The 25108-nt window shown below is 63.6% G+C and carries 24 protein-coding genes; 14 read left to right on the top strand and 10 right to left on the bottom strand.

What is annotated here, in order from left to right:
- Positions 1-39: 39 nt before the first annotated feature.
- From phaZ to IVB28_RS00915, 3 genes are all read right to left on the bottom strand, one after another.
- Positions 40-1368 (bottom strand): polyhydroxyalkanoate depolymerase, encoded by a 1329-nt coding sequence (phaZ, locus tag IVB28_RS00925; protein ID WP_247524191.1) that lies wholly within the window; start codon positions 1366-1368, stop codon positions 40-42.
- 121 nt (positions 1369-1489) lie between these two features.
- Positions 1490-2308: an ABC transporter permease gene (locus IVB28_RS00920; RefSeq protein WP_247524190.1), complete on the bottom strand. Its 819-nt coding sequence runs from the start codon at positions 2306-2308 to the stop codon at positions 1490-1492.
- Positions 2309-2435: 127 nt separating this feature from the next.
- Positions 2436-3239 carry an ABC transporter ATP-binding protein gene (locus tag IVB28_RS00915; protein WP_247524189.1) on the bottom strand — a complete coding sequence of 268 codons (804 nt, stop codon included), beginning with the start codon at positions 3237-3239 and terminating at the stop codon, positions 2436-2438.
- 105 nt (positions 3240-3344) lie between these two features.
- Here IVB28_RS00915 and IVB28_RS00910 point away from each other — a divergent pair, with 105 nt between their 5' ends.
- On the top strand, positions 3345-4667 hold the full coding sequence (locus IVB28_RS00910; RefSeq protein ID WP_247525312.1) for an ActS/PrrB/RegB family redox-sensitive histidine kinase: 1323 nt from the start codon (positions 3345-3347) through the stop codon (positions 4665-4667).
- Between the two features lie 102 nt (positions 4668-4769).
- Entirely contained in the window at positions 4770-5324 is a 555-nt protein-coding gene (locus IVB28_RS00905) for an ActR/PrrA/RegA family redox response regulator transcription factor (protein ID WP_247524188.1), read from the top strand.
- A 153-nt stretch (positions 5325-5477) separates the two neighbouring features.
- Here the strand turns inward: IVB28_RS00905 and IVB28_RS00900 are convergent, their stop codons facing one another.
- A complete protein-coding gene (locus IVB28_RS00900) occupies positions 5478-5966 on the bottom strand; it encodes an MmcB family DNA repair protein (protein WP_247524187.1) in 489 nt (162 codons plus the stop codon).
- Between the two features lie 116 nt (positions 5967-6082).
- On the opposite strand from IVB28_RS00900, the gene IVB28_RS00895 reads away from it, so the two are divergent.
- Entirely contained in the window at positions 6083-7780 is a 1698-nt protein-coding gene (locus IVB28_RS00895; protein ID WP_247524186.1) for an alpha-amylase family protein, read from the top strand.
- A gap of 14 nt (positions 7781-7794) precedes the next feature.
- Here the strand turns inward: IVB28_RS00895 and IVB28_RS00890 are convergent, their stop codons facing one another.
- Positions 7795-9393, bottom strand: a complete 1599-nt coding sequence (locus tag IVB28_RS00890) for an alpha-amylase family glycosyl hydrolase (protein WP_247524185.1) — start codon at positions 9391-9393, stop codon at positions 7795-7797.
- 173 nt (positions 9394-9566) lie between these two features.
- Between IVB28_RS00890 and IVB28_RS00885 the strand changes: the two genes are divergently transcribed.
- Complete coding sequence (locus IVB28_RS00885; RefSeq protein WP_247524184.1) at positions 9567-10247, top strand: MBL fold metallo-hydrolase; 681 nt, start codon at positions 9567-9569, stop codon at positions 10245-10247.
- Between the two features lie 3 nt (positions 10248-10250).
- On the opposite strand, the gene IVB28_RS00880 is transcribed toward IVB28_RS00885, so the two are convergent.
- Positions 10251-10619, bottom strand: coding sequence for a helix-turn-helix domain-containing protein (locus IVB28_RS00880; protein WP_247524183.1), 369 nt, complete (start codon positions 10617-10619; stop codon positions 10251-10253).
- Between the two features lie 139 nt (positions 10620-10758).
- On the opposite strand from IVB28_RS00880, the gene IVB28_RS00875 reads away from it, so the two are divergent.
- Complete coding sequence (locus tag IVB28_RS00875; protein ID WP_247524182.1) at positions 10759-11061, top strand: hypothetical protein; 303 nt, start codon at positions 10759-10761, stop codon at positions 11059-11061.
- A gap of 27 nt (positions 11062-11088) precedes the next feature.
- Here the strand turns inward: IVB28_RS00875 and IVB28_RS00870 are convergent, their stop codons facing one another.
- From IVB28_RS00870 to IVB28_RS00860, 3 genes are all read right to left on the bottom strand, one after another.
- Entirely contained in the window at positions 11089-12282 is a 1194-nt protein-coding gene (locus IVB28_RS00870) for a PHB depolymerase family esterase (protein WP_247524181.1), read from the bottom strand.
- A gap of 205 nt (positions 12283-12487) precedes the next feature.
- Positions 12488-12646, bottom strand: a complete 159-nt coding sequence (locus IVB28_RS00865) for a hypothetical protein (RefSeq protein WP_247524180.1) — start codon at positions 12644-12646, stop codon at positions 12488-12490.
- A gap of 6 nt (positions 12647-12652) precedes the next feature.
- Positions 12653-12817, bottom strand: a complete 165-nt coding sequence (locus IVB28_RS00860) for a hypothetical protein (RefSeq protein WP_247524179.1) — start codon at positions 12815-12817, stop codon at positions 12653-12655.
- 353 nt (positions 12818-13170) lie between these two features.
- On the opposite strand from IVB28_RS00860, the gene IVB28_RS00855 reads away from it, so the two are divergent.
- Both IVB28_RS00855 and IVB28_RS00850 read left to right on the top strand, forming a co-directional pair.
- Positions 13171-14406, top strand: coding sequence for an LLM class flavin-dependent oxidoreductase (locus IVB28_RS00855; protein WP_247524178.1), 1236 nt, complete (start codon positions 13171-13173; stop codon positions 14404-14406).
- Between the two features lie 133 nt (positions 14407-14539).
- Positions 14540-15916 (top strand): cytochrome P450, encoded by a 1377-nt coding sequence (locus IVB28_RS00850; RefSeq protein WP_247524177.1) that lies wholly within the window; start codon positions 14540-14542, stop codon positions 15914-15916.
- 104 nt (positions 15917-16020) lie between these two features.
- On the opposite strand, the gene IVB28_RS00845 is transcribed toward IVB28_RS00850, so the two are convergent.
- Positions 16021-16860 carry a glucose 1-dehydrogenase gene (locus IVB28_RS00845; protein ID WP_247524176.1) on the bottom strand — a complete coding sequence of 280 codons (840 nt, stop codon included), beginning with the start codon at positions 16858-16860 and terminating at the stop codon, positions 16021-16023.
- A 193-nt stretch (positions 16861-17053) separates the two neighbouring features.
- On the opposite strand from IVB28_RS00845, the gene IVB28_RS00840 reads away from it, so the two are divergent.
- The 7 genes from IVB28_RS00840 to IVB28_RS00810 all read left to right on the top strand — a co-directional run bounded on the left by IVB28_RS00840 (position 17054) and on the right by IVB28_RS00810 (position 25101).
- Positions 17054-18019, top strand: a complete 966-nt coding sequence (locus IVB28_RS00840) for a sensor histidine kinase (protein ID WP_247524175.1) — start codon at positions 17054-17056, stop codon at positions 18017-18019.
- 200 nt (positions 18020-18219) lie between these two features.
- Positions 18220-19956, top strand: a complete 1737-nt coding sequence (locus tag IVB28_RS00835) for an EAL domain-containing protein (protein ID WP_247524174.1) — start codon at positions 18220-18222, stop codon at positions 19954-19956.
- A 214-nt stretch (positions 19957-20170) separates the two neighbouring features.
- The gene (locus IVB28_RS00830) at positions 20171-21355 is read left to right on the top strand and encodes a substrate-binding domain-containing protein (RefSeq protein WP_247524173.1); all 1185 of its coding nucleotides are present in this window, start codon (positions 20171-20173) and stop codon (positions 21353-21355) included.
- A 164-nt stretch (positions 21356-21519) separates the two neighbouring features.
- On the top strand, positions 21520-22293 hold the full coding sequence (locus tag IVB28_RS00825; RefSeq protein ID WP_247524172.1) for an ABC transporter ATP-binding protein: 774 nt from the start codon (positions 21520-21522) through the stop codon (positions 22291-22293).
- Positions 22290-23012, top strand: coding sequence for an ABC transporter ATP-binding protein (locus IVB28_RS00820; RefSeq protein WP_247524171.1), 723 nt, complete (start codon positions 22290-22292; stop codon positions 23010-23012). The genes IVB28_RS00825 and IVB28_RS00820 overlap by 4 nt, the downstream gene beginning before the upstream one ends.
- Entirely contained in the window at positions 23009-24019 is a 1011-nt protein-coding gene (locus tag IVB28_RS00815) for a branched-chain amino acid ABC transporter permease (protein WP_247524170.1), read from the top strand. The genes IVB28_RS00820 and IVB28_RS00815 overlap by 4 nt, the downstream gene beginning before the upstream one ends.
- On the top strand, positions 24016-25101 hold the full coding sequence (locus IVB28_RS00810) for a branched-chain amino acid ABC transporter permease (RefSeq protein ID WP_247524169.1): 1086 nt from the start codon (positions 24016-24018) through the stop codon (positions 25099-25101). The genes IVB28_RS00815 and IVB28_RS00810 overlap by 4 nt, the downstream gene beginning before the upstream one ends.
- Positions 25102-25108: the final 7 nt, after the last annotated feature.

Genomic DNA, 25108 nt, shown 5'->3' with positions numbered 1-25108 from the left:
CGATGGAAATCGGAACGGTCACTTCGCTTGAAAAACGCTCTATTCGGCGGCGCGCGCCTGCAACGAGCTCGGATTCGCCGCCGAAACCATGAAGTCATGGATCCGCGGCACGATTTCCGACCTGAAGCGCGAGCCGTTGAACACGCCGTAGTGTCCGACGCCCTTCTGCACGTAGTGAACGCGGCGATGATCGGGGATCGAACTGCACAATATGTGCGTTGCTTCGGTCTGGCCGATGCCGGAGATGTCGTCGTTCTCGCCTTCGACCGTCATCAACGCCACGCGCGTGACCTTGGACGGATCGACGCGTGTTCCGCGATGGGTCATTTCGCCCTTCGGCAGCGAGTGCTTCACGAACACGGTGTCGACCGTCTGCAGGTAATACTCGGCCGAGAGGTCCATCACCGCGAGATATTCGTCATAAAATTCGCGATGCTTGTCGGCGAGGTCGCCGTCGCCCTTCACCAGATGGGCGAAGAGCTGCTTGTGGGCGTCCATATGCCGGTCGAGATTCATGCTGATGAAGCCGTTGAGCTGCAAGAATCCCGGATAGACGTCACGCATCATGCCCGGATGCGGGAACGGCACCTTGGTGATGACGTGGTTGCGGAACCAGTCGATGCCGCGTTCCTGGGCGAGATTGTTCACCGCGGTCGGATTGCGGCGGGTGTCAATCGGGCCGCCCATCAGCGTCATCGAGGTCGGCACGAACGGATCGCGCCGCGCTTCCATCACCGACACGGCGGCGACGACGGGCACTGAGGGCTGGCACACCGCGATGACGTGAGTGTTGCCGCCGAGAACGTGCAGCATCTCGATGACGTAGTCGATGTAATCGTCGAGATCGAAGCGGCCGTCGCTGAGCGGCACCATGCGGGCGTCGGCCCAGTCGGTGATGTAGACCTCATGCGCAGGCAGGAAGGCCTCGACCGTGCCGCGGAGCAGCGTCGCATAATGGCCGGACATCGGCGCGACGATCAGCACGCGCGGGTGCGGGCTGCGCAGCGGGCGGGTGAATTTGCGATCGAAGTAGAGCAGCCGGCAGAACGGCTTTTCCCAGACCGAGCGGATCTCGATAGGGACGCGGATGCCGTTGACCTCGGTATCGTTGAGGCCCCATTCCGGCTTGCCGTAACGGCGCGTAGTGCGCTCGAACAATTCGCAGGCCGCGGCGACCGACTTGCCGACCTCGGTGCGCGCCCAGGGATTGAGCGGGTTCTGAAACAACAGCTTGGTCGCGTCAGTGACCGCGCGTGCCGGATTGAGAGAGGCTTGCGCCATCTCGTACATCCAGTACATCGGCGTCGTCAGGACCGGACTGCCTTCGGCCGCCAGGGGCGGCGCGCCGCCAAACTCACCAATCGGCATCGCTATATTCCTCTTCGCATCGCAGCATACTGCCGAATGCGTAATATTGCGTCAATGCATGGTTCCGTACATCTACGTGAGCAGAACGGCCAAATCAGGCTGAATCCACGAGAAAGTGACGTTATTCCCCACCCGACAGCAGCGAGCCGTTCCGCTTGGCGCTGCGTAAAAGGGCAAGGAACGCTGCAAAAGATGCAACCAGAAGGGCCGCGTTGAGGGCCAACGCACCGAGCATCAGATCGGTCCTGAAGGTCTGCTCGATCAGAAGCGCGCGCATCCCTTCGAAGACGTAGGTCGGCGGCAGCGCCCAAGCGACGTACTGCAAAAACGCCGGCAACACGCTGACGGGATAATAGACGCAGGCCAACGGCAGGATCGCGAACATCAGGGTCCAGACGATGCTCTCGGCGCCAAGGCCGTTTCGCAGCACGAGGCCCGAGACAAAGATGCCGACCGACCAGCTCGTGAAGATCAGATTGCAGAAAAACGCGATCAGCGGCAGGCCGAGCGCATAAACGTTGAAGTGAAACAGGAACAGCGCCAGCAACGTCATCGGGACGATCCCGATCGCGAGCCGGATCAGGCTCATGACCATCAGCGACAGCAGAAACTCGATGGGCTTCAGCGGGCTCATCATGAGGTTTCCGATGTTGCGCGCCCACATCTCCTCCAGGAACGAGATGGAGAAGCCGAGCTGGCCGCGGAACAGGATGTCCCAGAGGATGACGGCGCCGATCAGCGTTCCGCCAGCGCGCGCGAAGAAATTGGCGTTCTCGGCGATATAGAGCTGGAGGAAGCCCCAGGTGATGACCTGCAGCGCCGGCCAGTACAGCAGCTCGAGCAGCCGCGGCCAGGACGACATCAACAGATACCAATAGCGCAGAATCATCGCGCCGATGCGATGGACGGAGATGCCGCGGTGGAGGGAGGAATTAATCATGGCCGCTCCGGGATCTGCACGCACCGTCATTGCGAGGAGCCCTTGCGACGAGGCAATCCAGAATTCTTCTGCGGAGAGATTCTGGATTGCTTCGCTCGCAATGACAAAAGAAACGCCCCCGGCTCGCTCACCTTGCCGCCTCCTTCGCGCCGTTCACCCGGCCGCGCGCGACGTCCAGAAACACCTCCTCCAGTGTCGTGCGGTTGTAGCGCGCCATGATCGCCTCGGGCGTGTCGTCGTCCTCGATGCGGCCGCGCTTCATGATGATGACGCGGTCGCAGAGCCGCTCGACCTCGAGCATGTTGTGCGAAGCGAGCAGGATGGTGGCGTTGTTCTCCTTGCGATAGCGCTCCAGATGCGCCCGCACCCAGTCGGCGGTGTCAGGATCGAGCGAGGCGGTCGGCTCGTCCAGGAGCAGCAACTCGGGCCGGTTGATCAGCGCTTTGGCAAGCGCGACCCGGGTCTTCTGCCCGGCGGACAGCTTTCCGTTGGCGCGATCGATGAAATCGGCGAGATCGAGATCTTCCGCGAGCTCGGCGATGCGGCCGGCGAGGTGCTTCACCGCATAGAGCTTGCCGAACACGGTCAGGTTTTGACGCACCGTGAGCCGCATCGGCATGTCGACATAGGGGCTCTCGAAGTTCATCCGCCCCAGCACGGCCGCGCTCTCCTCGGGCATCCGATGACTAAGCACCTGCACGCGACCGGAGGTCGGCAGCACCAGGCCCATGATCATCGCGATGGTCGTGGTCTTGCCGGCGCCGTTGCCGCCCAGAAGTCCGGTGATGCTGCCGCGCGGCAGCGAAAAGGAGATATCGTCGACGGCACGGGTCTGCTTGTAAAGCTTGACGAGATGATCGACCGTGATCGCCGCGGACGGGCTGCGCTCCGCGACAGTCGGCCGACTTGAAGCCTTGTCATTCTCGGTCATGCTGACCGTTCTTCTGCTATTGCGGCAGGGAGCGCAAGGCTTGTAATCCGGTGGTTCCGCGAGCCCGACGTTTGTGATCTGGAAGGCACCGCCACCTTGGCCGATATGACCGAAATTGCCGCCTCCAACTTCCGCCACGCGCAGCGGCATATCCGCCTGGACACGATCCTGCGGCTGCGCTGGCTCGCGGTGCTGGGCCAGCTCGCCGCGATCTTCATCGTGGCGCAGGGGCTGGAGTTCAACGTCGAGATCGTCCCCTGCGTCAGCATCATCGCCCTGTCGGCGGCGCTCAATCTGGGACTCCAGACCGCGGCCAATCCGATGCACCGGCTGGAGCCGATGCAGGCGGCCGGACTGCTCGCGCTGAACATCGTGGAACTGGCTGGTCTGCTGTTCTTCACCGGGGGCTTGCAGAACCCGTTCTCGTTCCTGTTCCTCGCCCCGGTTCTGATCTCGGCGACGGCGCTGCCGGCGCGCTTCACGTTCGGTCTCGGCCTGCTCGCGGTGGCCTGTGCCTCGATCCTGTTCTTCTTCCACCTGCCGCTACCCTGGGATTCCGACGATCCACTGGTGCTGCCGCCGATCTATCTCGTCGGCGTCTGGCTCTCGATCGTGCTCGCGATCGGCGTCACCAGCCTCTACTCGTTCCAGGTGACGGAAGAGGCGCGCAAGCTCGCCGACGCGCTGGCCGCGACCGAGCTGGTGCTGACGCGCGAGCAGCATCTCACCCAGCTCGACGGGCTCGCGGCTGCAGCCGCGCACGAGCTAGGCACGCCGCTTGCCACGATCTTCCTGATCTCCCGCGAGCTGGAAAAGACGGTGAAGGACGCAAGTTTTGCCGCCGACCTGAAGACCCTGCGCGAGCAGACGCAGCGCTGCCGCGATATCCTGAGCAAGATCACCCAGCTCTCCTCCACCGGCGCACCGTTCGACCGCATGAAGCTGTCGGAGCTGATCGAGGAGGTGGTGGCCCCGCACCGCGATTTCGGTGTCGACATCAAGGTGCGGATCGCGGTCGCCGCCGTTTCCGAACCGGTCGGCTCGCGCAATCCGGCGATCCTCTACGGCATCGGCAACATCGTCGAGAACGCGGTCGATTTCGCTCGCACCACCGTCGAGGTGAACGCGTGGTGGAACAAGGAGGACATCGAACTCGTGATCTCTGACGACGGCCCCGGCATTCCGCCCGATATCCTGAACCGGATCGGCGAGCCCTATCTGTCGCGGCGGCGCAGCCAGGATGATGGCAGCGGCGAGCGACGCGGCCTCGGATTGGGCGTGTTCATCGCGCGCACTTTGCTGGAACGCACCGGCGCCAAGGTCTCGTTCACCAACCGGATCTTTCCAGAACACGGTGCTGTGGTCCAGATCACGTGGCCCAGGCAGCGATTTGAGACTATCGAGACGCTCGAAGAAACAATAGGATAGACCGCGACCTTGCGTCGCACAACGGGGCCGATCGACCATCGACGGCCTTGGCACCGCCCGATTGCGAGGCCATATGTAGACGCGTTGGAGAGAGGACAAACCTTGAACGCCATCGCCGAACTGAACGAACAAACTGACCGCTCGCTGCTGATCGTCGAAGACGACAAGCCGTTCCTGGAGCGGTTGTCACGCGCGATGGAAACCCGCGGCTTTTCGGTGACGTCATGCGATACCGTCTCGGACGGTCTTGCGCAGATCGGCAAGGCGGCGCCCGCATACGCCGTGGTGGATCTGCGGCTCGGCGACGGCAATGGCCTCGACGTGGTCTCCGCGCTGAAGAAGAAGCGCCCGGATGCGCGCGCGATCGTGCTGACCGGCTATGGCAACATCGCTACCGCCGTCACCGCGGTGAAGATGGGCGCGATCGATTATCTCTCCAAGCCCGCGGATGCCGATGACGTCGTCGCGGCGCTGCTGTCGACGAGCGCGGAAAAATCCGAGCTGCCGACCAACCCGATGTCGGCCGACCGCGTGCGCTGGGAGCACATCCAGCGAATCTACGAGATGTGCAACCGTAACGTCTCGGAGACTGCGCGGCGGCTGAACATGCACCGCCGCACGCTGCAGCGCATTTTGGCGAAGCGCGCGCCAAGGTGATACTCACGACTACCGTGCCCCGGACGCAGCGCAGCACGGAGTGATGCGCTGCTGAGCCGGGGCCCATGCCTCTGCTTGAACCGTCGCCTGCTGGGTCCCGGCTCTGCGCAGCAACGCTGAAGCGTTGCAGCGCGTCCGGGACACGAGACCGTCCTACTCCCAAAATTCCGCGTGTCCCTGCGGGTCGACCAGGCGGTTGATCCGCAAGGCCGCCGCCATTCCGAACCGCACCGTCATCTGCTTGCGCGTGGCGGCAGCGAGCTTGTGCTCGGGCGCCTCGCAATGCATGTGCGCGCCATAGGCATCCGCGACGATCAGGCCGGTGTCTTGCGGAAAGATCTCGCACGGCAGGTCCTGCGTGAAGGCGAAGAACAGCCGGTCGCAATGCGCGCGGTATTCGTGCCATTTCTGATCGGCGCGCAGATCCTCCACCGACGATTTGATCTCGACGATCCAAATCTCTCCGCGCTCGTTCAGCGCCACGAGATCGGCGCGCCGGCCCGAGGGCAGCGGCAATTCGCTGATGCAGGAGAAGCCGAGCGAACGTAGCAGCCGGGATGTACCGCGCGCGATTGCGAGCGCCGTTTCCGACTGGCGACGATCAGTCGGCGGCACGAGGGTGATGCGGGCGGTGTTGTCCATGAGGAGAGGATAGCCGATTCCATCCCACATGTCGTCCGGGCGAAAGGCGGAACCTGACCTCCTCTTAACACTTATCACGCAGCCGCCGCCTGGGCGGAGCATCGAGGCTGCGGCGCATGATCGACGATCTCTGGTACAAGAACGGCGTGTTCTACTGCCTGTCCGTCGGCTCCTATATGGACGCCAACGGCGACGGCATCGGCGACTTCAAGGGCCTGCTGCGACGGCTCGATTATCTGCATGGGCTCGGCATCACCACGATCTGGCTGATGCCGTTCCAGACTTCGCCCGGCCGCGACGACGGCTACGACATCGCCGACTATTACAGCGTCGATCCCCGCTACGGCACGCTCGGCGACTTCGTCGAATTCACCCACGGCTGCAAGCAGCGCGGCATCCGCATCATCATCGATCTCGTCGTCAACCACACATCCGACCAGCATCACTGGTTCAAGGAAGCGCGGCGCGACAAGAACTCGCCCTATCGCGACTGGTATGTGTGGTCCGACAAGAAGCCAGCCAACGCCGACAAGGGCATGGTGTTTCCGGGCGTGCAGAAATCGACCTGGACGCGCGATAAGGAAGCCGGCGCGTACTACTTTCATCGCTTCTACGATTTCCAACCCGACCTCAACACCTCGAACCCGCATGTGCAGGCAGAGATCCTCAAGATCATGGGCTTCTGGATCCAGCTCGGCGTCTCCGGCTTCCGCATGGACGCGGTGCCCTTCGTGATCGCGACTAAGGGCGCCAAGGTGAAGAAACCCGTCGAGCAATACGACATGCTACGCGCGTTCCGCGAATTCCTGCAATGGCGACAGGGCGACGCCATCATCCTCGCCGAAGCCAATGTGCTGCCGAAAACCGACATGGAATATTTCGGCCGCGATGGCGACCGCATGCACATGATGTTCAACTTCCACGTCAACCAGCATTTGTTCTATGCGCTGGCCTCGGCCGATTCGCGCTCCCTGGCGAAGGCATTGAAGGCGACCAAGCCGCGGCCGGCGACGGCGCAATGGGGCCTGTTCCTGCGCAATCACGACGAGCTCGATCTCGGCCGCCTGACCAAGGCGCAGCGCGAAACGGTGTTCAAATCCTTCGGGCCCGACAAGGATATGCAGCTCTACGACCGCGGCATTCGCCGCCGCTTCGCGCCGATGCTGGGCGGCGACCGCAGGCGGCTCGAACTCGCCTACAGCCTGATGTGCACGCTGCCGGGAACGCCCGTCATTCGTTACGGCGACGAGATTGCGATGGGCGACGACCTCTCTCTGCCCGAGCGCAATTGCGCGCGCACGCCGATGCAATGGTCGACAGAGCCGCATGGCGGCTTCACCAAGAGCAACAAGCCGGCCTGCCCCGTCATCGACAAGGGGCCGTACGGCTATCCGCACGTCAACGTCGCAAAACAGCGCCGCGACCCGAACTCCATGCTGAACTGGGTCGAGCGCATCGTCCGCATGCGCAAGGAGGTGCCGGAGGTCGGCTGGGGCGATTTCGCCATCATCGCGACGCGCGATCCCGCCGTGTTCATCATGCGCTACGACTGGCGCAACAACTCCGTGCTGTTCGTACACAATCTCGACGAGAAGCCGCGCGAGATCGCGTTCTCGACGGGGCTATCCGGCGAGGCCGGCGCGCACCTGATCAATCTGCTCGCGGAAGACCACAGCCACGCCGACAAGCGCGGCCAGCACCGCATCGTGCTGGAGCCTTACGGCTATCGCTGGTACCGGGTCGGCGGGCTGGATTATCTGCTGAAGCGCAGTGATATCGACGAGACGGTGCGGGGGAATAAACATCCGGGGTAGATGGCGCCGCACACCTAGGGCGGTGCGATGATCACACCTTCATTGCCTCGCAGATCCAGCACGCCTCCCAACTTCTCCCCCTCGCGATCCAGAAACGTCGACAGCAGAATCTGACTGTCGAACTTTATGGCGCTGGTCGTCACGGCGATCGGCTCGGGGCCGAGATTGAGCACCACGATCACCGCCCTGCCCTCGGCCTCGCGGCGATAGACCAGGAGATCGCCTTGCGCCGCGATCGGATGATAGTCGCCCGCGACCAGCGGCGGATACCCCTTCCGCAACGCGATCAGGCGCTTGTAGAGCGCGAGGATCGAACGCGAATCGGCTTCGAGATTGACGACGTTTTCGTGGATATGATCCTCCGGCAGCGGCAACCACGGCCTGACCTCCGAGAAGCCGGCGAAGTTGGAGGAGTCCCACTGCATCGGCGTGCGGCAACCGTCGCGGCCGACACCGATACCGGGCACGTTCTTTTCGAAGGGATCGCGGACGTCCTCCGGCGCGATCGCGAGTTGATGCATGCCGATCTCGTCGCCGTAGTAGAGCGTCGGCGTGCCGCGCAGCGTCAGCAGCAGCATGGCGGCGACGCGGGCCTGTTCCGGCCCGACGCGGCTCGCAACGCGCGGGCGATCGTGGTTGCCGAGCACCCAGTTCGGCCAGGCGCCGCGCGGCAGCGCCTTCTCGTAATCCTCGATGATCTTCTCGATCGAGCGGGCGCTCCAGAACGTCGAGAGCAGCGCAAAATTGAACGGCATCTGCGCGCCGGTGAGGTCGTTGCCGTAATAGGCCATGAGACGATGCAGCGGCAGATAGATCTCGCCGATCAGCACGCGGGCGGCATATCCATCGGTGACGCGCCGCATCTCGGCAATTACGTCGTGCACCTCCGGCTGATCAGTGGAGTATTGCGTGAGGACCCTTTCGTTCGGGGGCCGGCCCTCGACATAATGCGGGTTCGGCGGGTTGTCGCGGAACTCGGCATCCTTGATCAGATGCCAAATCACGTCGACGCGAAATCCGTCGACGCCCCTCTCAAGCCAGAACCGCATCACGTCGTAGATCGCGGCGCGGACGTCCGGATTGCGCCAGTTCAGGTCCGGCTGCTGGGCCAGGAAGGCGTGGTAGTAATATTGACGTGTGGTCTCGTCAAACTGCCATGCACTGCCGCCGAACTCGGACAGCCAGTTGTTCGGCACGCCACCGTCGGGCGCGGGATCGCGCCAGATGTACCAGTTGCGCTTGGGATTGTCGCGCGAGGCGCGGCTTTCGACGAACCAGGGATGCTGGTCGGAGGTGTGGTTCGGCACGAGGTCGAGGATCAGCTTCAGGCCGTTGTCGTGGGCGGCAGCGATCAACCTGTCGAAATCTTCCATCGTGCCGAACAGCGGTTCGATGCCCGTATAGTGGGAGATGTCATAACCGAAATCGGCCATTGGCGAGGGGAAGATCGGCGACAACCAGATCGCATCGACTCCAAGTGATTTCACATAGGGCAGCCGCTGCAAAATGCCGGCGAGATCGCCGACGCCGTCGCCGTTGGAGTCCTGAAACGAGCGCGGATAGATCTGATAGAAGATGCCGTCGCGCCACCAATTTTCGTTGCCGTGAGCCATGCCGGAAGACCACCTAAAATCTGCATCTTGCGCGGGAGAACGCGATAGCGACGCCGCGGTTCAAATTGGCGGGTCAATTGGGACAGCCGTGTGACGGTTGTTCCGGCCTCGTTCCGACCCTCAGGGACGAATCTTTTGCTTGGCGGCATGGCAAAAATCGGCATTGTGACGCCATGACCAAGCAAAACGACACCCAGGAATCCTCCCAATCCAAGGCGGGCGCGATCATCGTTCCCGTGACGCTGTTCGAGCAGAACTGCACCATCATCTGGGACGAGCCCACCAAGAAGGCCGTGGTGATCGATCCCGGCGGGGACGTGCCGAAGATCCTGGACGCGATCAAGCAGACCGGCGTCACCGTGGAGAAGATCTGGCTGACCCACGGCCATATCGACCATGTCGGCGGTGCGGCCGATTTGCGCGATGCGCTGAAGGTGCCGATCGAGGGGCCGCATGAAGCGGACAAGTTCCTGCTCGACAATGTCGTCGAAAGCGGCGCGCGCTTCGGCATGACCGGCGTGCGCAACTTTGCTCCCGATCGCTGGCTCGCCGAAGGCGACACCGTGTCGATCGGAGACCTCTCGTTCGAGATTTTGCACTGTCCCGGCCACTCGCCCGGCAGCGTGGTGTTCTTCAACAAGGACTTGCGTTTTGCCCATGTCGGCGACGTCTTGTTCGCCGGCTCGGTCGGCCGCACCGATTTGCCCGGCGGCAGTCATGCCACGTTGATCAACTCGATCAAGACCAAGCTCTTGCCGCTCGGCGACGATGTCGGCTTCATCTGCGGCCATGGCGCCGGCTCGAGCATCGGCCAGGAGCGGATGACCAATCCGTTCATCACCGGCGAGATGTAGGCGCTATTCGGCGGCCTCGGTGAGTGCCGCCGCCTCATCGAGGTGATGCTCGCCCCATTCGCGAATGGCGGCGACGACGGGCACGAAGCTCTTGCCCTTCCGCGTCAGGCGATACTCGACTTTCGGCGGCACCTCGCCAAAGTCCTTCCGGTCGACCAGGCCGCTCATCGTCAGCGCCTTCAACTCGCGGCTGAGCACGCGCGGAGTGATCTCCGCGCTGCCACTCGTGCCGCGGAGCAGTCCGCTTCGGATCTCGCCATAACGGCGCGGGCCGTCCTTCAAGTCCCACACGATGCGGAGCTTGTACTTACCGCTGATCATCTTCTGAAACGCCGCGACCGGACAGGTGCGCGCCGGCATTGCCTTTGCCATGTCGTCTCCTCGATGCGCATCCAGCCGGCACGAGGATAGGAGCAGCGTCGGAAAAGTCCATACTATCAATTTTGTCCATACTTGCAGGATCGCTCTCAGCCCGCAGATGATGACGCACACGACGAAAAGGGAGCGTCACATGAAGCACTTCATGATCAGATACGACTTCAAGAACGGGACCACGGAAGCCTGGCACCAGGAGATCAGCCGCTTCATTAAGGCGATCGACGGCGATCCGGAGCTGAAAGGGCGGATCGGCTATCGCGTGCTGAGGAATCGCGAGGGCGGCAGCTACTTCCACCTCGCCAGCGTCAGCGACGATGCCGCTCAGAAGACGTTGCAATCGCGCGACTTCTTCAAGGCCTATTCGGCGACGACACGAGAAGTCTCTGGAGGCGAAGTCACGGCGACGCCGATCGAATGGATCGACCAGACGGCGTAGTCTTTGACGCGGGTGACGACCGCGGCGCTACTTCATCAGCCCCGCCGCGGTCAGCGCGCGCGTGATGATCTGGCCGATATCGAAGCCACCGGTCTCCTCGCGTTTCGGCTCGGCCGGCTGTTCGGCGACGGCCGCGCGGATCGAGCGGGCAAGATGCGGCGCGGGTGAGAGCGCCTGCTTTGTTGCAGGCTTGGTTGCGGCCTTGGTTGCGGCTTTGGCTTCCACCTTCGCGACGTCTGCAATCCAGTCGGTGAGGCCGAAGAATTTTGCGATGTGATAGGATGAGGAGATACCGGCCTCGATCAGGAAGGCGCCTTCGACGCCATAGCGCTGATCGTTGTCGGCGAGCCCGAGCGGCGTGCCGTGCGCCATGTCGGTGATGGCATAGGATTCGACCAGCGTCTCGCCGTCCTTGTTCCACCAGGTCTGGCGCGGATAGCCGTCGACATTGGTCTCCGCCATCGGCGCTTCCGGCAGATCGTGCAGATCGAGCCACTGCTTGACGATCTCGTTGGCATTGCCGGGATTGACGGTGCGGTCGGCGCTGCCGTGCCACACCGAGATTTTAGGCCAGGGGCCGCGATGATCCGAGGCATTGCGCACGAGATCGCCGAGTTCGCGCGCGGGGCGCGCCGGGGAATGAAACATGCCGTCCAGGGCTTCGCGTAGGTTCGAGGCGATGCCATAGGGCAGTCCGGCAATCACCGCGCCGGCCGCGAAGACTTCCGGATAGGTCGCGAGCATCACCGATGTCATGCCGCCGCCGGCGGACAGACCGGTGATGAAGACGCGCTGGGGATCGATGCGATGCGCCTCGGCCATGTGCGCGATCATCTCGCGGATCGAATGCGCCTCGCCGCCGCCCCGCGCCGTGTCTTCCGGATTGAACCAGTTGAAGCACGTGTTGGCATTATTGGTACGCTGCTGCTCGGGCATCAACAGCGCGAAGCCATAGTGCCCCGCGAGCGTCGACCAGCCCGCGCCAAGATCGTAGCCGGCTGCCGTCTGCCCGCAGCCATGCAGCACGACGACCAGCGCGCGCGGCTTCTGCAACTGCGCCGGCACGAACGCGAACATGCGCAAGGCTCCGGGATTGTCGCCGAAGCTCGTAACCTCTTGCAACGGACTGGCTGCGTCGGCGCTGCGGCCGAACGCGGCGAAGCGCAATCCGTCCAGCTTCGGCAGACGTCTCAAGAGGTCGACATTTCTGGTTAACGACACGGCAACTCCTGGCAGGCGGACGTTCAACGTCCACCCAAACCAAATAGTTGCTGCAGCGCAAAATAAAAAGACCGTGTGCTGTCGATATGTCGCTAAATCGCGGAATAACCTGCAGAAATTCGCCTGTATTAACCGCAATGCCTCAACTTCGTGCAGATGCGCGGGGCATCCACGCCAGGAATGCGGCGCAGATCATGATTTAATGTCACGACAGCGCGCGCGAGACGAGAAATCCTGCGCGCGCTGATTGCAAGGCTTCGAGGGCGAAGACCAGCGCGCCGATTGCGGCCACTCCGGCCGCATGTCCGATCTGCGCAATGGTGCCGTACATGAGGGAGGCCGAGCCCGCGGCGGCAGGCTTCAAGCTTGATCATGGTGAGCGCGGGCAGGACCGGCGACGGCGCATCGATAGAAGGTGCGACAGCGCCAGCTCAGTAAGACCCGCGATCTGAAGTGCGCAGCCTTCGATCAAAACCTTGGTGCCGCGATGGCGCGACGCCGCGACGAAAGCGAGCGCGAGCGGAATAAAGGCCATGCCGGTTGCTCCACGCCTGATTGCGCAAGGCCACACCACAGCGACATCAGGGTGAAGCCGAGCACCCGATGATTCAGACTGGATGCAGCGCCGCGATTTACTCAGAGGTAGGATTCGCGCGCCTTTCTCGCCAGCCAGCGGAAGAACTGCCGAGCTTGATTATCAAGAAAAGATCTTCATAGCCGGGCCCGGCCATGACGAGGTGAAAGCGCCTGCCAAAGAACCGGGGAGAGGGAGAAGAAACACGCATGCCTGCATTCCGTAACACGGGTCACCGCGCGATTGCGTTCGCGCCATCCGGCACGTAGCCTCACCGGCTCAACGAACAGAAAATCAAAGCCGGAGAGAACGCCATGGCGCGCCTGAAGTTCGGAGCTTTTCTTGCCCCGCATCACCCGATCGGGGAGCATCCGATGCTGCAGTTCCGGCGCGATCTGGATCTGGTCGAGCAACTCGACGCGCTCGGTTATGACGAGTTCTGGTGCGGGGAACATCATTCCTCGGGCTGGGAGATGATCGCCTCGCCCGAGATGTTCCTGGCGGCCGCCGGCGAGCGCACCAAGCGGATCAAGCTCGGCACTGGCGTGGTGTCACTGCCCTATCATCATCCCTACAACGTCGCCCAGCGCATGGTGCAGCTCGACCACATGACCGGCGGACGCGCCATTTTCGGCTCCGGCCCCGGCGCGCTCGCCTCCGACGCACACACGCTCGGCATCGACCCGATGACGCAGCGCGACCGTCAGGACGAGGCGATCGGCGTCATCCGCCGGCTCTTCAATGGCGAGCGCGTCACCGCCAAGAGCGACTGGTTCACCATGAACGACGCCGCGCTGCAGATCCTGCCGCTGCAGGAGGAGATGCCGTTCGTCGTGGCTTCGCAGATCTCGCCCTCCGGCATGACGCTCGCCGGCAAATACGGCATCGGCATCATCTCCCTGGGCTCGATGACGACGCAGGGGCTGATGTCGCTGCAGCAGCAATGGCAGTTCGCGGAGGACGCCGCCAGGAAGCACGGCACCACGGTCAACCGCGCGGACTGGCGCGTGCTCCTCACTTTCCACATCGCCGAGACCCGCGAGCAGGCCCGCCGCGAGGCCGGCGCCGGGCTGATGCGCTGGCACAACGAATATAATGTCGGCACCCTGCAGCGGCCAGGGCTGACCGCATTCTCCTCGCCCGACGAGGCGGTGGACAAGACCGCCTTCGTCGAAGGCGCGGCATCCACCATCGGCACGCCCGACGACCTCGTCAAAACCATCAAGAACGTGATGCAGGTCTCCGGCGGCGTCGGCGCCATCATCGGTTTCGTGCACGACTGGGCCAATCCGGAAAATACGCGCCGGAGCTGGGACATGGTGGCGCGCTACGTCGTGCCCGAGATCAACGGCTATGTCGATAGCTTGCGCAGGTCGCAGAAGTTCGTGATCGAGAACCGCGCCATCTTCGAGCGCGCAGGCCAGGCGGTGATGGCCAAGATCATGGAGAACGAGAAGGCCGCCGAGGCGCTGAAGGTGACGGGCCCCGGCCGCGTCGCCATTCCCGCCGTCAACGCGCCGGATCTGCAGAAGGAAGCGGCGAAGCGGTAGGACACGCTACACCCGTGGGTCCCTGCCAACGAGGGCACGACGTCGCCGTCTGTGGGAATTTGCGCCAGCAATCACGCATCACCGTGGCCGGATTGTGCTACGCTGGCAGAGCAAGCCAACCGGAGCAATCGTCATGTCGATGCAGAATGTGGCCGCAACGGCGCCCGACTTCACCGCGCCAAAACGCAACGCCCTGACGCACATTCCCGGCGACGAGGGCTGGCCGATCATCGGCAAGACGTTCCAGGTGCTGGCCGATCCCAAGGGCCATATCGAGGCGAACGGCGCCAAATACGGCCCGGTCTACCGCACCCATGTTTTCGGCGAGACCAATGTGGTGCTGCTCGGGCCCGAGGCCAACGAGCTCGTGATGTTCGACCAGCAAAAGCTGTTCTCGTCGACCCACGGCTGGAACAAGGTGCTCGGCCTGTTGTTTCCGCGCGGGTTGATGCTGCTCGATTTCGACGAGCACCGGCTGCACCGCAAGGCGCTGTCGGTCGCGTTCAAGTCCGGGCCGATGAAGTCCTATCTGGCCGATCTCGACCGCGGCATCTCCGCGCGGGTCGCGCAGTGGAAGGCCAAGCCTGGCGAGATGCAGCTCTACCCGGCGATGAAGCAGCTCACGCTCGATCTCGCTGCGGCCTCGTTCCTCGGCGCCGACATCGGACCGGAGGTCGACGAGATCAACCGCGCCTTCGTCGATATGGTCGCGGCTGCCGTCGCCCCGATCCGCCGCCCCCTGCCCGGCACCCAGATGGCCGCCGGCGTAAGGGGGCGCAAACGCATCGTCGCCTATTTCCGCGAACAGATCCCGCTGCGACGCGGCAATCACGGCGGCGATGATCTATTCTCGCAGCTCTGCCGCGCCACCCATGAGAACGGCGCGCTGCTGTCGGAGCAGGACATCATCGACCACATGAGCTTCCTGATGATGGCGGCGCACGACACGCTGACTTCGTCGCTGACCTCCTTCATCGGCGAACTCGCCGCCAATCCGGATTGGCAGGGCAGGCTGCGCGCGGAAGTTCTCGCGCTCGGCCTAGCGGCGGATGCACCGAGCAGCTTCGACGATCTCGAAAAGATGCCGCTTTGCGAGATGGCGTTCAAGGAAGCGCTGCGGATCAAGCCGCCGGTGCCCTCGATGCCGCGCCGAGCCATGCGCGATTTCACATTCAAGGACTTCAGGATTCCCGCAGGCACGGCGGTCGGCGTCAATCCGCTCTATACGCATCACATGAAGGACATCTGGCCGGAACCGGATCGCTTCGATCCGCTGCGCTTCACCGAGGAGGCGCAACGGAGCCGCCACCGCTTCGCCTGGGTCCCGTTCGGCGGCGGCGCGCATATGTGCCTGGGCCTGCACTTCGCCTACATGCAGGCGAAATGCTTCGCGCGGCACTTTTTGCAGAACATCGAGGTGTCGCTGGAAAAGGGATACAAGCCGGACTGGCAGATGTGGCCCATCCCGAAGCCGCGGGACGGGTTAAGGGTGCGGATGAAGGCGGTTTAGCGAAGATTCCGTCGTTCCGGGGCGATGCAAAGCATCGAACCCGGAATCTCGAGATTCCGGGTTCGCACTTCGTGCGCCCCGGAATGACAGCAAATATTTGCGCCCTACGCTCCCTGATCGAACGCCTTGCGCAAGGCTACATAGCCCTGCTGCTGCTGGCTCCAGTTGCGGCCGCCGGTCATGGCGCCGTCGATGACGAGGTCGTGGCCGTTGATGAAGCTGGATTCGTCGCTGGCCAGGAACACCGCGGCATGGGCGATGTCGTCGGGAAGGCCGGCACGCGGGATCGGTTGCGCGGACTTGTAGACCTCGCGCATCACCGCCGGTGTCTTTTCCGCGGCGTCGGTCGAGAGCCCGAGCGCCTTGCCGAAAATGCCGGTCGCGATAGCGCCGGGCGAGATCGAATTGACGCGCACATTGGACTCGCCGAGCTCCATCGCCACGCATTTGGTAAGATGAATCACCGCCGCCTTGGCCGCGCCATAGACCATCGAGGACGAGAACCCGGCGAGACGTCCGGCGATGCTGCCATTGTTGATGATGCTGCCGCTGCCCTGCTTCTTCATGTGGGGCGCGGCGTGCTTCATGCCGAGCATGACGCTGCGCACCAGCGTTGCCATCGCTGCATCGAAGCGCTCGACCTCGAGGCCTTCGATGCCGCCGGTCTGCGCCGGGCCGCCGGCATTATTGAACAGGCAGTCGATCCGGCCGAACTTGTCCACGGCCAGCGCGATCAGGGCCTGCATCTGGGCTTCGACCGTCACGTCGGTCTGCCGGAAGACGCAACTGGCCCCGAGCTGGCTGGCCAGCGCCTCTCCTTCCGGTATGCGCCGCCCCGCGATCACAATTTTGGCACCTTCGGCAACGAAGACTTCCGCAGTGCGCAATCCGATCCCGCTCGTCGCGCCCGTAATCACCGCAACCTTGCCGTCCAGCCTGCCCATGGAATGTCCCTGTTTTGAACCACTTGACGTCCGATGGCGGACACCGACCGATGACGGCGCCGCAACAGTCGGCGCCGCAAGCGTCACTATTCCCGCCGGCTTCCGTCAAGGCAAGCTTTGCTTGCGCGGGGGACATGCGTAACATTCCCGGCAATCGCCCGATCTTCGGACGCGTATCGCAACCGGGCTGCACATGGGGAAGCTGATCGACGAATTCCGCAAGGGCTGGCAGGGCGTGGCACCGCCATCGCTGGGCCTGAGCCTGATCTTCGCAGTCGGCTGCCTGCTGGTTGCGACGCTGGCGCGCTGGGCTCTCGCCCATGTGCGGCCCGACGTCTATTTCACCCCGTATTTCCCGGCCGTGTTCTTTGCCGCGGCATTCGGCGGCTTCCGCATCGGCATCATCACGGCGCTGGTCGGCGGCGTGCTCGGCGTCGCCGTGAATTTCAGCGATGCCTTGGCAGATCACGCGCGGTTCGCCCTGCTCGCGCTGTATTGGGTGGTCTGCGCGCTCACCATTTGGGGCGTCGAGCACTATCGCTCGCTCCTGGTCGAGCAGCGCCGGATTTCCAAACGCCTGATCGAAGAAGAAGACTATCGCAAAGTGCTGGTCGACGAGCTCCAGCACCGGTTGAAGAACAAGCTGTCGACCGTGCACGCCGTGCTGCATCAGGTGCTGCACGATCAGCCGCAGATCTGGGCCGGCATCGATCCGCGGCTGCGGTCGCTGGCCGCGACTGACGATTTGATTTCGCGGATTGACAAGGCCGGCTGCGACATCCGCGATCTCCTGATCTCCGAACTCGGCCCTTACGGCCACGTCCGCTTCACGCTCAACGGCGACCGGCTGTTCCTGCCGCCAAAGCTTGCGGTCACGCTGTCCCTGATGTTCCACGAACTCGCCACCAACGCGGGCAAATATGGCGCGTTCTCCGCGCCACGCGGACTGTTGCAAGTGTCATGGACCGTCAGCGACGATCGTCTGACCGTTACCTGGGATGAAACGGAGGGCCCAAGCGTCGACAAGGTCTCCGAGCCGGGTTTCGGCACCAAGCTGTTGAAGTCGGCGCTTTCGGCCTTCGACGGCAAGACGGAGGTGTCCTATCTCAGGACCGGACTTCATTGCACCATGCAATGCCGCATTCCCAAAAGCGGTTAGACACCAGGCAACAAAATCCGATCGCACGCTTGCGGTTTCGCCGGGCGCATTGACCTTCTGTTAATGACGATGGGCTGCGCGCGTCGCATCGCCGCAAAACACCCCCGTATTTCTCCTGACCCCTTAACCAAACTTAAGAGGGAACCACGCAAGATCGCGCCATTGCAACGCGCGCTGAAACAACAAGATTCATGAATTCTATGAACGACAACAAATATTCCGGCGCGAGTGAAGCCGAGCTCGGATTTCTCAAGGAAATCGTTAGAATGCTGCCTGCAGGCCTGACCGTGCAGGACGCGCATGGCGAGCTTCTGCTGGTTAACGACGCCGCGGCCGCGCAGCTCGGCATGGACGGCAGCCGACCCTCACCCGATCTGGCGCCGCGCCGCGAAGCCTGCCGCAAGGCTCTGAGCGCCGGCCAGCCTGTCGTCACCGAAGAGGCGCTTCACGGCGGCGCCGCGCGCCAGGTCCTGCTCACGACCCATCGTCCCGTTCGCCTCGCCGGACGCGAGCTCCTGATCTCGGCGTCTTCCGACATCACCGAGCAGAAGAATTTCGAGGACCAGCTGTTCCGCTCGGCCTATTTCGACGAGTTGACCGGACTGCCCTCGCGGCGCGTGATCGAACATCGCGCCAACAATCTGCTTGCGGAGAACCGCGGCGGCGAGCGCTTCGCGCTGGCCTTCCTAGACGTCGACAATTTCAAGCACATCAACGACTATTACGGCCACGCCGTCGGCGATGCGCTGCTGGTCGAGCTGTCGAAGCGGCTCGGCCGCGACTTGCGTGACTCCGACATGCTGTCGCGCATCTCCGGGGACGAATTCCTGCTGCTGCTCTCGCCGATCCAGAGCCAGGAGGAAGTCGCCGAATTCGTGCAGTCGACGCTGGAGCGGCTGACGGCGCCGTTCTTCATCGACAATTCGGAAGTCTTCGCCTCCACCTCGGTCGGCATCAGCCTCTATCCCGATCACGGAAGCAGCTTCGAGACGCTGCGCCAGAACGCCGACATTGCCATGTACCGCATCAAGAACGGCGGCAAGGGACTCGCCGCCTTCTTCGATTCCAGCATGGAGCGCGAGGCGCAGGCGCGGATGAAGATCGAGCAGTCGCTGCGGCTTGCCATCCTCGAGAAGCGCTTCTGCTGCGCCTTCCAGTCCAAGGTCGACATCCGCACCCAGGCCGCGAAGGGCATCGAGGCACTGGTGCGCCTGCGCGACGACGAAGGCGTGATTCAGGCTCCCGGCTCGTTCATCAATCTCGCCGGCGAGCTCGGCCTGATCGACGAGCTGACTCACCTCGTGCTCGCCGAGATCGTCAAGTCGATCGACCCGATCAACGAGACGTTCGGCGCGGAAGCGACCATCAGCATCAACGTCGCCGCCAAGCAGGCCGGCAATCCCGAATTCATGCGCAGCTTCGCGCAGGCGCTGGACGACACCGGCTTTCCCCAGCGTTTCATGATCGAGGTGACGGAAGACGCTTTCGTCGCCAAGAATCACTTCCAGGCCGAGATCCTGCCGATGTTCCGCAATCTCGGCGTCGGCATCTCGATTGACGATTTCGGCACCGGCTATTCATCGCTCTCGGCGCTGGCCGACATCACTGCCGACGAGATCAAGATCGACCGCTCCTTCATCACCGACATTCATAAGCGCCCGCGCAGCCAGGGCATCCTGCGGGCGATCGAATCCTTGAGCGAAGCGCTGGGCATGACCGTGATTGCCGAGGGTGTCGAATCCTACGAGGAGCTCGCCTATCTCCAGGCCGCAACCAATATCCGCTACGCGCAGGGCTATTACTTCTCCCGGCCGATCTTCCTGGAGGAGCTGAAGCTCGCAACACCGCTCTCCAGCGAAGCGCGGGGGAGCGTCTCGAGCCGCCCACACCAGCAGAACCGCCAGGGCTATTCGCGGGCGAGCGGGTATCGGCGGTAGCGCCGGCCTTGATCCTTGCAAAGCTTGAGCAACCCGTTCAGCGGGTGAGGTCAACACGTGCATCTGCCGATTTCCTCGGCAGCCGCGATCCGGTGCGGCCGGGCAGAGCCAATGTCACACATGCCCGTCGCGTGGTCCGCCGGAAGGTGGAATTGCAATGTCTGCACGGTTGTGCAAATCGCTATGCCAAAGGATTTCATCAGGAGGGACCATCGTGCGTCGATCATTCATCATAACAACAACCATCCTCGCGCTCGCCGCGGGCACCTCCGCACGGGCCGACGATCTCAAGGTCGCGCTGATCTACGGCAAGACCGGTCCGCTCGAGGCTTATGCCAAGCAGACCGAGACCGGCCTGAAAATGGGCTTCGAATACGCCACCAAGGGCACGATGACGCTCGATGGTCGCAAGATCGTCATCATCACCAAGGACGACCAGGGCAAGCCGGACCTTTCGAAGGCCGCGCTCGCCGAAGCCTATCAGGACGACAAGGCCGACATTGCGATCGGCACGACCTCGTCGGCCGCCGCGCTCGCCATTCTCCCGGTCGCCGAGGAGAACAAGAAGATCCTGATCGTCGAGCCCGCGGTCGCGGATCAGATTACCGGCGAGAAGTGGAATCGTTACATCTTCCGCACCGGACGCAATTCCTCGCAGGATGCGATCTCGAATGCGGTCGCGATCGGCAAGCAGGGCGTCACCGTCGCAACGCTGGCGCAGGACTACGCGTTCGGCCGCGACGGCGTCGCCGCCTTCAAGGAGGCGCTCGCCAAGACCGGCGCGACGCTCGCTGCGGAAGAGTATGCCCCGACCTCGACCACCGACTTCACGGCGGTCGGCCAGCGCCTGTTCGACGCGCTGAAGGACAAGCCCGGCCGCAAGGTGATCTGGGTGATCTGGGCGGGTGCCGGCAATCCGCTGGCCAAGCTCCAGGACATGGACCCGAAACGCTACGGCATCGAGCTCTCCACCGGCGGCAACATCCTGCCGGCGCTCGCCGCTTATAAGGGCCTGCCCGGCATGGAAGGCGCGACCTATTATTTCTACGAGATCCCAAAGAACCCGGTGAACGACTGGCTGGTCACCGAGCACCAGAAGCGCTTCAACGCGCCGCCGGACTTCTTCACCGCGGGCGGCTTTGCCGCCGCGATGTCCGTCGTCGCCGCCGTCACCAAGGCGAAGTCGACCGACACCGAGAAGCTGATCAATGCGATGGAAGGCCTGGAGTTCGACACGCCGAAGGGCAAGATGATGTTCCGCAAGGAAGACCATCAGGCGCTGCAGAGCATGTATCACTTCAAGGTCAAGGTCGATCCGAACGTCGCCTGGGCCGTGCTCGAGCCGGTGCGCGAGCTGAAGATCGAGGACATGGACGTTCCGGTCCGCAACAAGCGGTAGGTGCTTCTTCACCTCTCCCGCTTGCGGGAGAGGCCGGGAGAGGGCGCTGTCCTCTGGGGTTCTCGCCCGCGGAGATACCCTCACCCCACCCTCTCCCGCAAGCGGGAGAGGGAGCCCACCGTGATCGCGGATACACGTCCAACCAAGCCCGATCGAAATCTCCCATGACGCTCACTTTGGAAACCCGCGACCTCACCATCCGCTTCGGCGGCCATGTCGCCGTCAACAACGTCACCTGCACGTTCCGCCCGGGCGAGCTCACCGCGATCGTCGGGCCGAACGGCGCCGGCAAGACCACTTATTTCAATCTGATCTCGGGCCAGCTGCGCGCCTCGAAAGGCAGCATCCTGTTCGGCGGCACCGATATCACCCAGCACTCCGCGCCGCTGCGCACCCGGGCGGGCCTCGGGCGCGCCTTCCAGCTGACCAATCTCTTTCCGAACCTCCCCGTGGAAGAGAACGTTCGCCTCGCGGTGCAGGCCGCCAGCGGCACCCACTACGACATGCTGCGGCCCTGGATGGTACGGCGCGACATGTTCGCACGCGCCGACGCCATCCTCGACCAGGTCGCGCTCGGCAGCCGCCGCGGCGTCGCCGCGACCGCGCTGTCGCATGGCGACCAGCGCAAGCTCGAGGTCGCGCTGATGATGGCGCTCGAGCCGAAGGTTTTCATGTTCGACGAGCCGACTGCGGGCATGAGCATCGATGAGGTGCCTGTGGTCCTCAACCTGATCGCGCAGCTCAAGCAGGACAGGAGCAAGATCATCCTGCTGGTCGAGCACAAGATGGACGTGGTGCGCTCGCTCGCCGACCGTATCATCGTGCTGCATAACGGGGAGCTTGTTGCGGACGGGCCGCCGGCCGAAGTGATCGCCTCGCCGATCGTGCAGGAAGCCTATCTCGGCGTCGCTCCCAAGAACGCAGAGAGCGTCGCATGACCGACCTGCTCAAGCTCTCCGGCGTGCATACCCATATCGGCCGCTATCACATCCTCCAAGGCATCGACCTTGCGGTCCCGCAGGGGCAGGTCACGATGCTGCTCGGCCGCAACGGCGCCGGCAAGACCACGACGCTGCGCACTATCATGGGGCTGTGGCAGGCCTCCAGTGGCGAGATCAGCCTCGCCGGCGATCGCATCGAAAACCGTGCCACCCCCGACATCGCAAGGCTCGGCGTCGGCTACGTGCCGGAGAGCATGGCGGTGTTCTCTGATCTCACCGTGAAAGAGAACCTGGTGCTGGCTGCGCGCGACGGCCCGCTCGACGACACCCAGCTTGACTGGATTTTTGGCTTCTTTCCGGCCCTGCGCCGCTTCTGGCTGTCGCGTGCCGGCAGCCTCTCCGGCGGGCAAAAGCAGATGCTGTCGATCGCGCGCGCCATCATCGAGCCGCGCAAGCTCTTGCTGATCGACGAGCCGACCAAGGGCCTGGCGCCGGCGATCGTAATGGCGCTGATCGAGTGCCTGAAGGAGATCAAGCGCAAGGGCGCCACCATCCTCATGGTCGAACAGAACTTTTTTGCCGCCCGCGAGCTCGGCGACAACGTGCTGATCATGGACAACGGCACCATCGTTCATCGCGGCGGGATGGCGGCGCTCGCCTCCGACGTGCCGCTGCAGGAGCGGCTGCTCGGCCTGAGCCTGGAGGCACATCAGTGACTGAACTTGCCGCAAATGATCCGCTGCCGAAGCCGAAGCGCGACGTCGCGCCGATCCTGCTGCCGATCGCGCTCGCGCTGCTCATGATCCCGCTGATTGGGTCGACCAGCTCCTGGCTGACGCTGACCGCCGCCAGTCTCGCCATGGGCATGATGATCTTCATCATGGCCTCGGGCCTGACGCTGGTGTTCGGCCTGATGGACGTGCTCAATTTCGGCCACGGCGCCTTCATCGCCGTCGGCGCCTATGTCGCCACCCTCGTGCTTGCGCCGTTCGCGGCCTCCATTCAGGCGGATTCGCTGTGGGTGAACCTGGCGGTGCTCGCCCCGGCGGCGCTGCTCTCGATGGCGGTGTCAGGCGCGCTCGGCCTCCTCGTCGAGCGCGTGCTGATCCTGCCGGTCTACGGCCAGCATCTGAAGCAGATCCTGATGACCACCGGCGGCCTGATCGTCGCCGAGCAGATGCTCTATGCGTTGTGGGGACCGCAGATCATCCCGATGCCGCTGCCGAGTTCGCTGCGAGGCTCCTTCATCCTCGGCGATGTCGCAATTGCCAAATACCGCGTGCTGGCGATGCTGATCGGTCTTGCCATCTTCATTGCGATTCAGCTCGTGCTCAATCGCAGCAAGCTTGGCCTCTTGATCCGCGCCGGAGTCGAGAACCGCGAGATGGTCGAGGCGCTCGGCTATCGCATCCGCCGCCTGTTCCTCGGCGTGTTCATGACGGGATCGGCGCTCGCCGGTCTCGGCGGCGTGATGTGGGCGCTTTATCGCGAGCAGGTCCACGCCTCCATGAGCGAGGACCTCACCGTCCTGATTTTCATCGTCGTCATCATCGGGGGGCTCGGGTCGATCGGCGGCTGCTTCATCGGTGCGATCCTGGTGGCCATGGTCGCCAACTACGGCGGCTTCCTGCTGCCGAAACTCGCCCTCGTCTCCAACATCCTGCTGATGGTCGCCATTCTGATGTGGCGGCCGCGCGGCCTCTATGCGGTGACCAGCCGATGATGATCCTCTCCGGCGACCCGCCGCGCAGCCGCGTCCTGACGCTCGTTCTCGTCGTCATCATTCTGGCACTGGCGGCGACGCCGTTCCTGTTCCCTGGCGCCAAGGCGCTGAACGTCGCGGCCAAGATCTGCGTCTTCGCGGCGCTGGTCGCCTCCTACGATCTCCTGCTCGGCTATACCGGCTCGGTGTCGTTCGCCCACACCATGTTCTATGGCATCGGCAGCTACGCGATCGCAATTGCGCTGTACGGGATGGGCTCGAACTGGGCCGCGGTCGCAACCGGCATCGCCGTCGGGCTGCCGCTCGCAGCCCTGCTCGCGCTCGCCATCGGGCTCTTTTCTCTGCGCGTGGCCGCGATCTTCTTCGCCATGATCACGCTCGCGGTCGCCTCCGCCTTCCAGGTGCTGGCCTCGCAGCTCTCCTGGCTGACCGGCGGTGAGGACGGGCGCAGCTTCCAGCTGCCGGAGCTGCTGCGTCCCGGCACCGTGCTGATCTCGAAGAATCTGTTCGGCTTCGAGGTCAACGGCCGCATCCTGACCTATTATCTGGTGTTCACCGTCTCGGCCCTGATGATCCTCGCTTTGCTGAGGGTCGTGAACTCGCCGTTCGGGCGCGTGCTGCAGGCCATCCGCGAGAACCGTTTTCGCGCCGAGGCGCTCGGCTTCCGCACCGTCTTCCACCTGACCTACGCCAATTGCCTCGCCGCACTGGTGGCCGCCAGCGCCGGCATTCTCAATGCACTGTGGCTGCGCTATGCCGGTCCCGATACCTCGCTCAGCTTCTCGATCATGCTGGACATCCTGCTGATGGTCGTGATCGGCGGCATGGGCACGATCTACGGCGCGATCATCGGCGCCAGCATCTTCATCCTCGCCCAGAACTATTTGCAGTCGCTGATGGGAGCCGCCTCCACGGCGGCATCGGAAGCCGGGCTGCCGCTGCTGCCCGGCCTCTTGCATCCCGACCGCTGGCTGCTGTGGCTCGGGCTGCTGTTCATCGCCAGCGTCTATTTCTTTCCGACCGGCGTGGTCGGACGGCTGCGCAATCCGGCCGGCGACAAGAGCGGCGGCAGCTCGCATTAAGCCGCGG

Source organism: Bradyrhizobium sp. 199 (assembly GCF_023073355.1).
Classification (GTDB): Bacteria; Pseudomonadota; Alphaproteobacteria; order Rhizobiales; family Xanthobacteraceae; genus Bradyrhizobium.
Note: the sequence above shows the minus strand (reverse complement) of the source record. Positions and strands in the feature narration are given on the sequence as shown.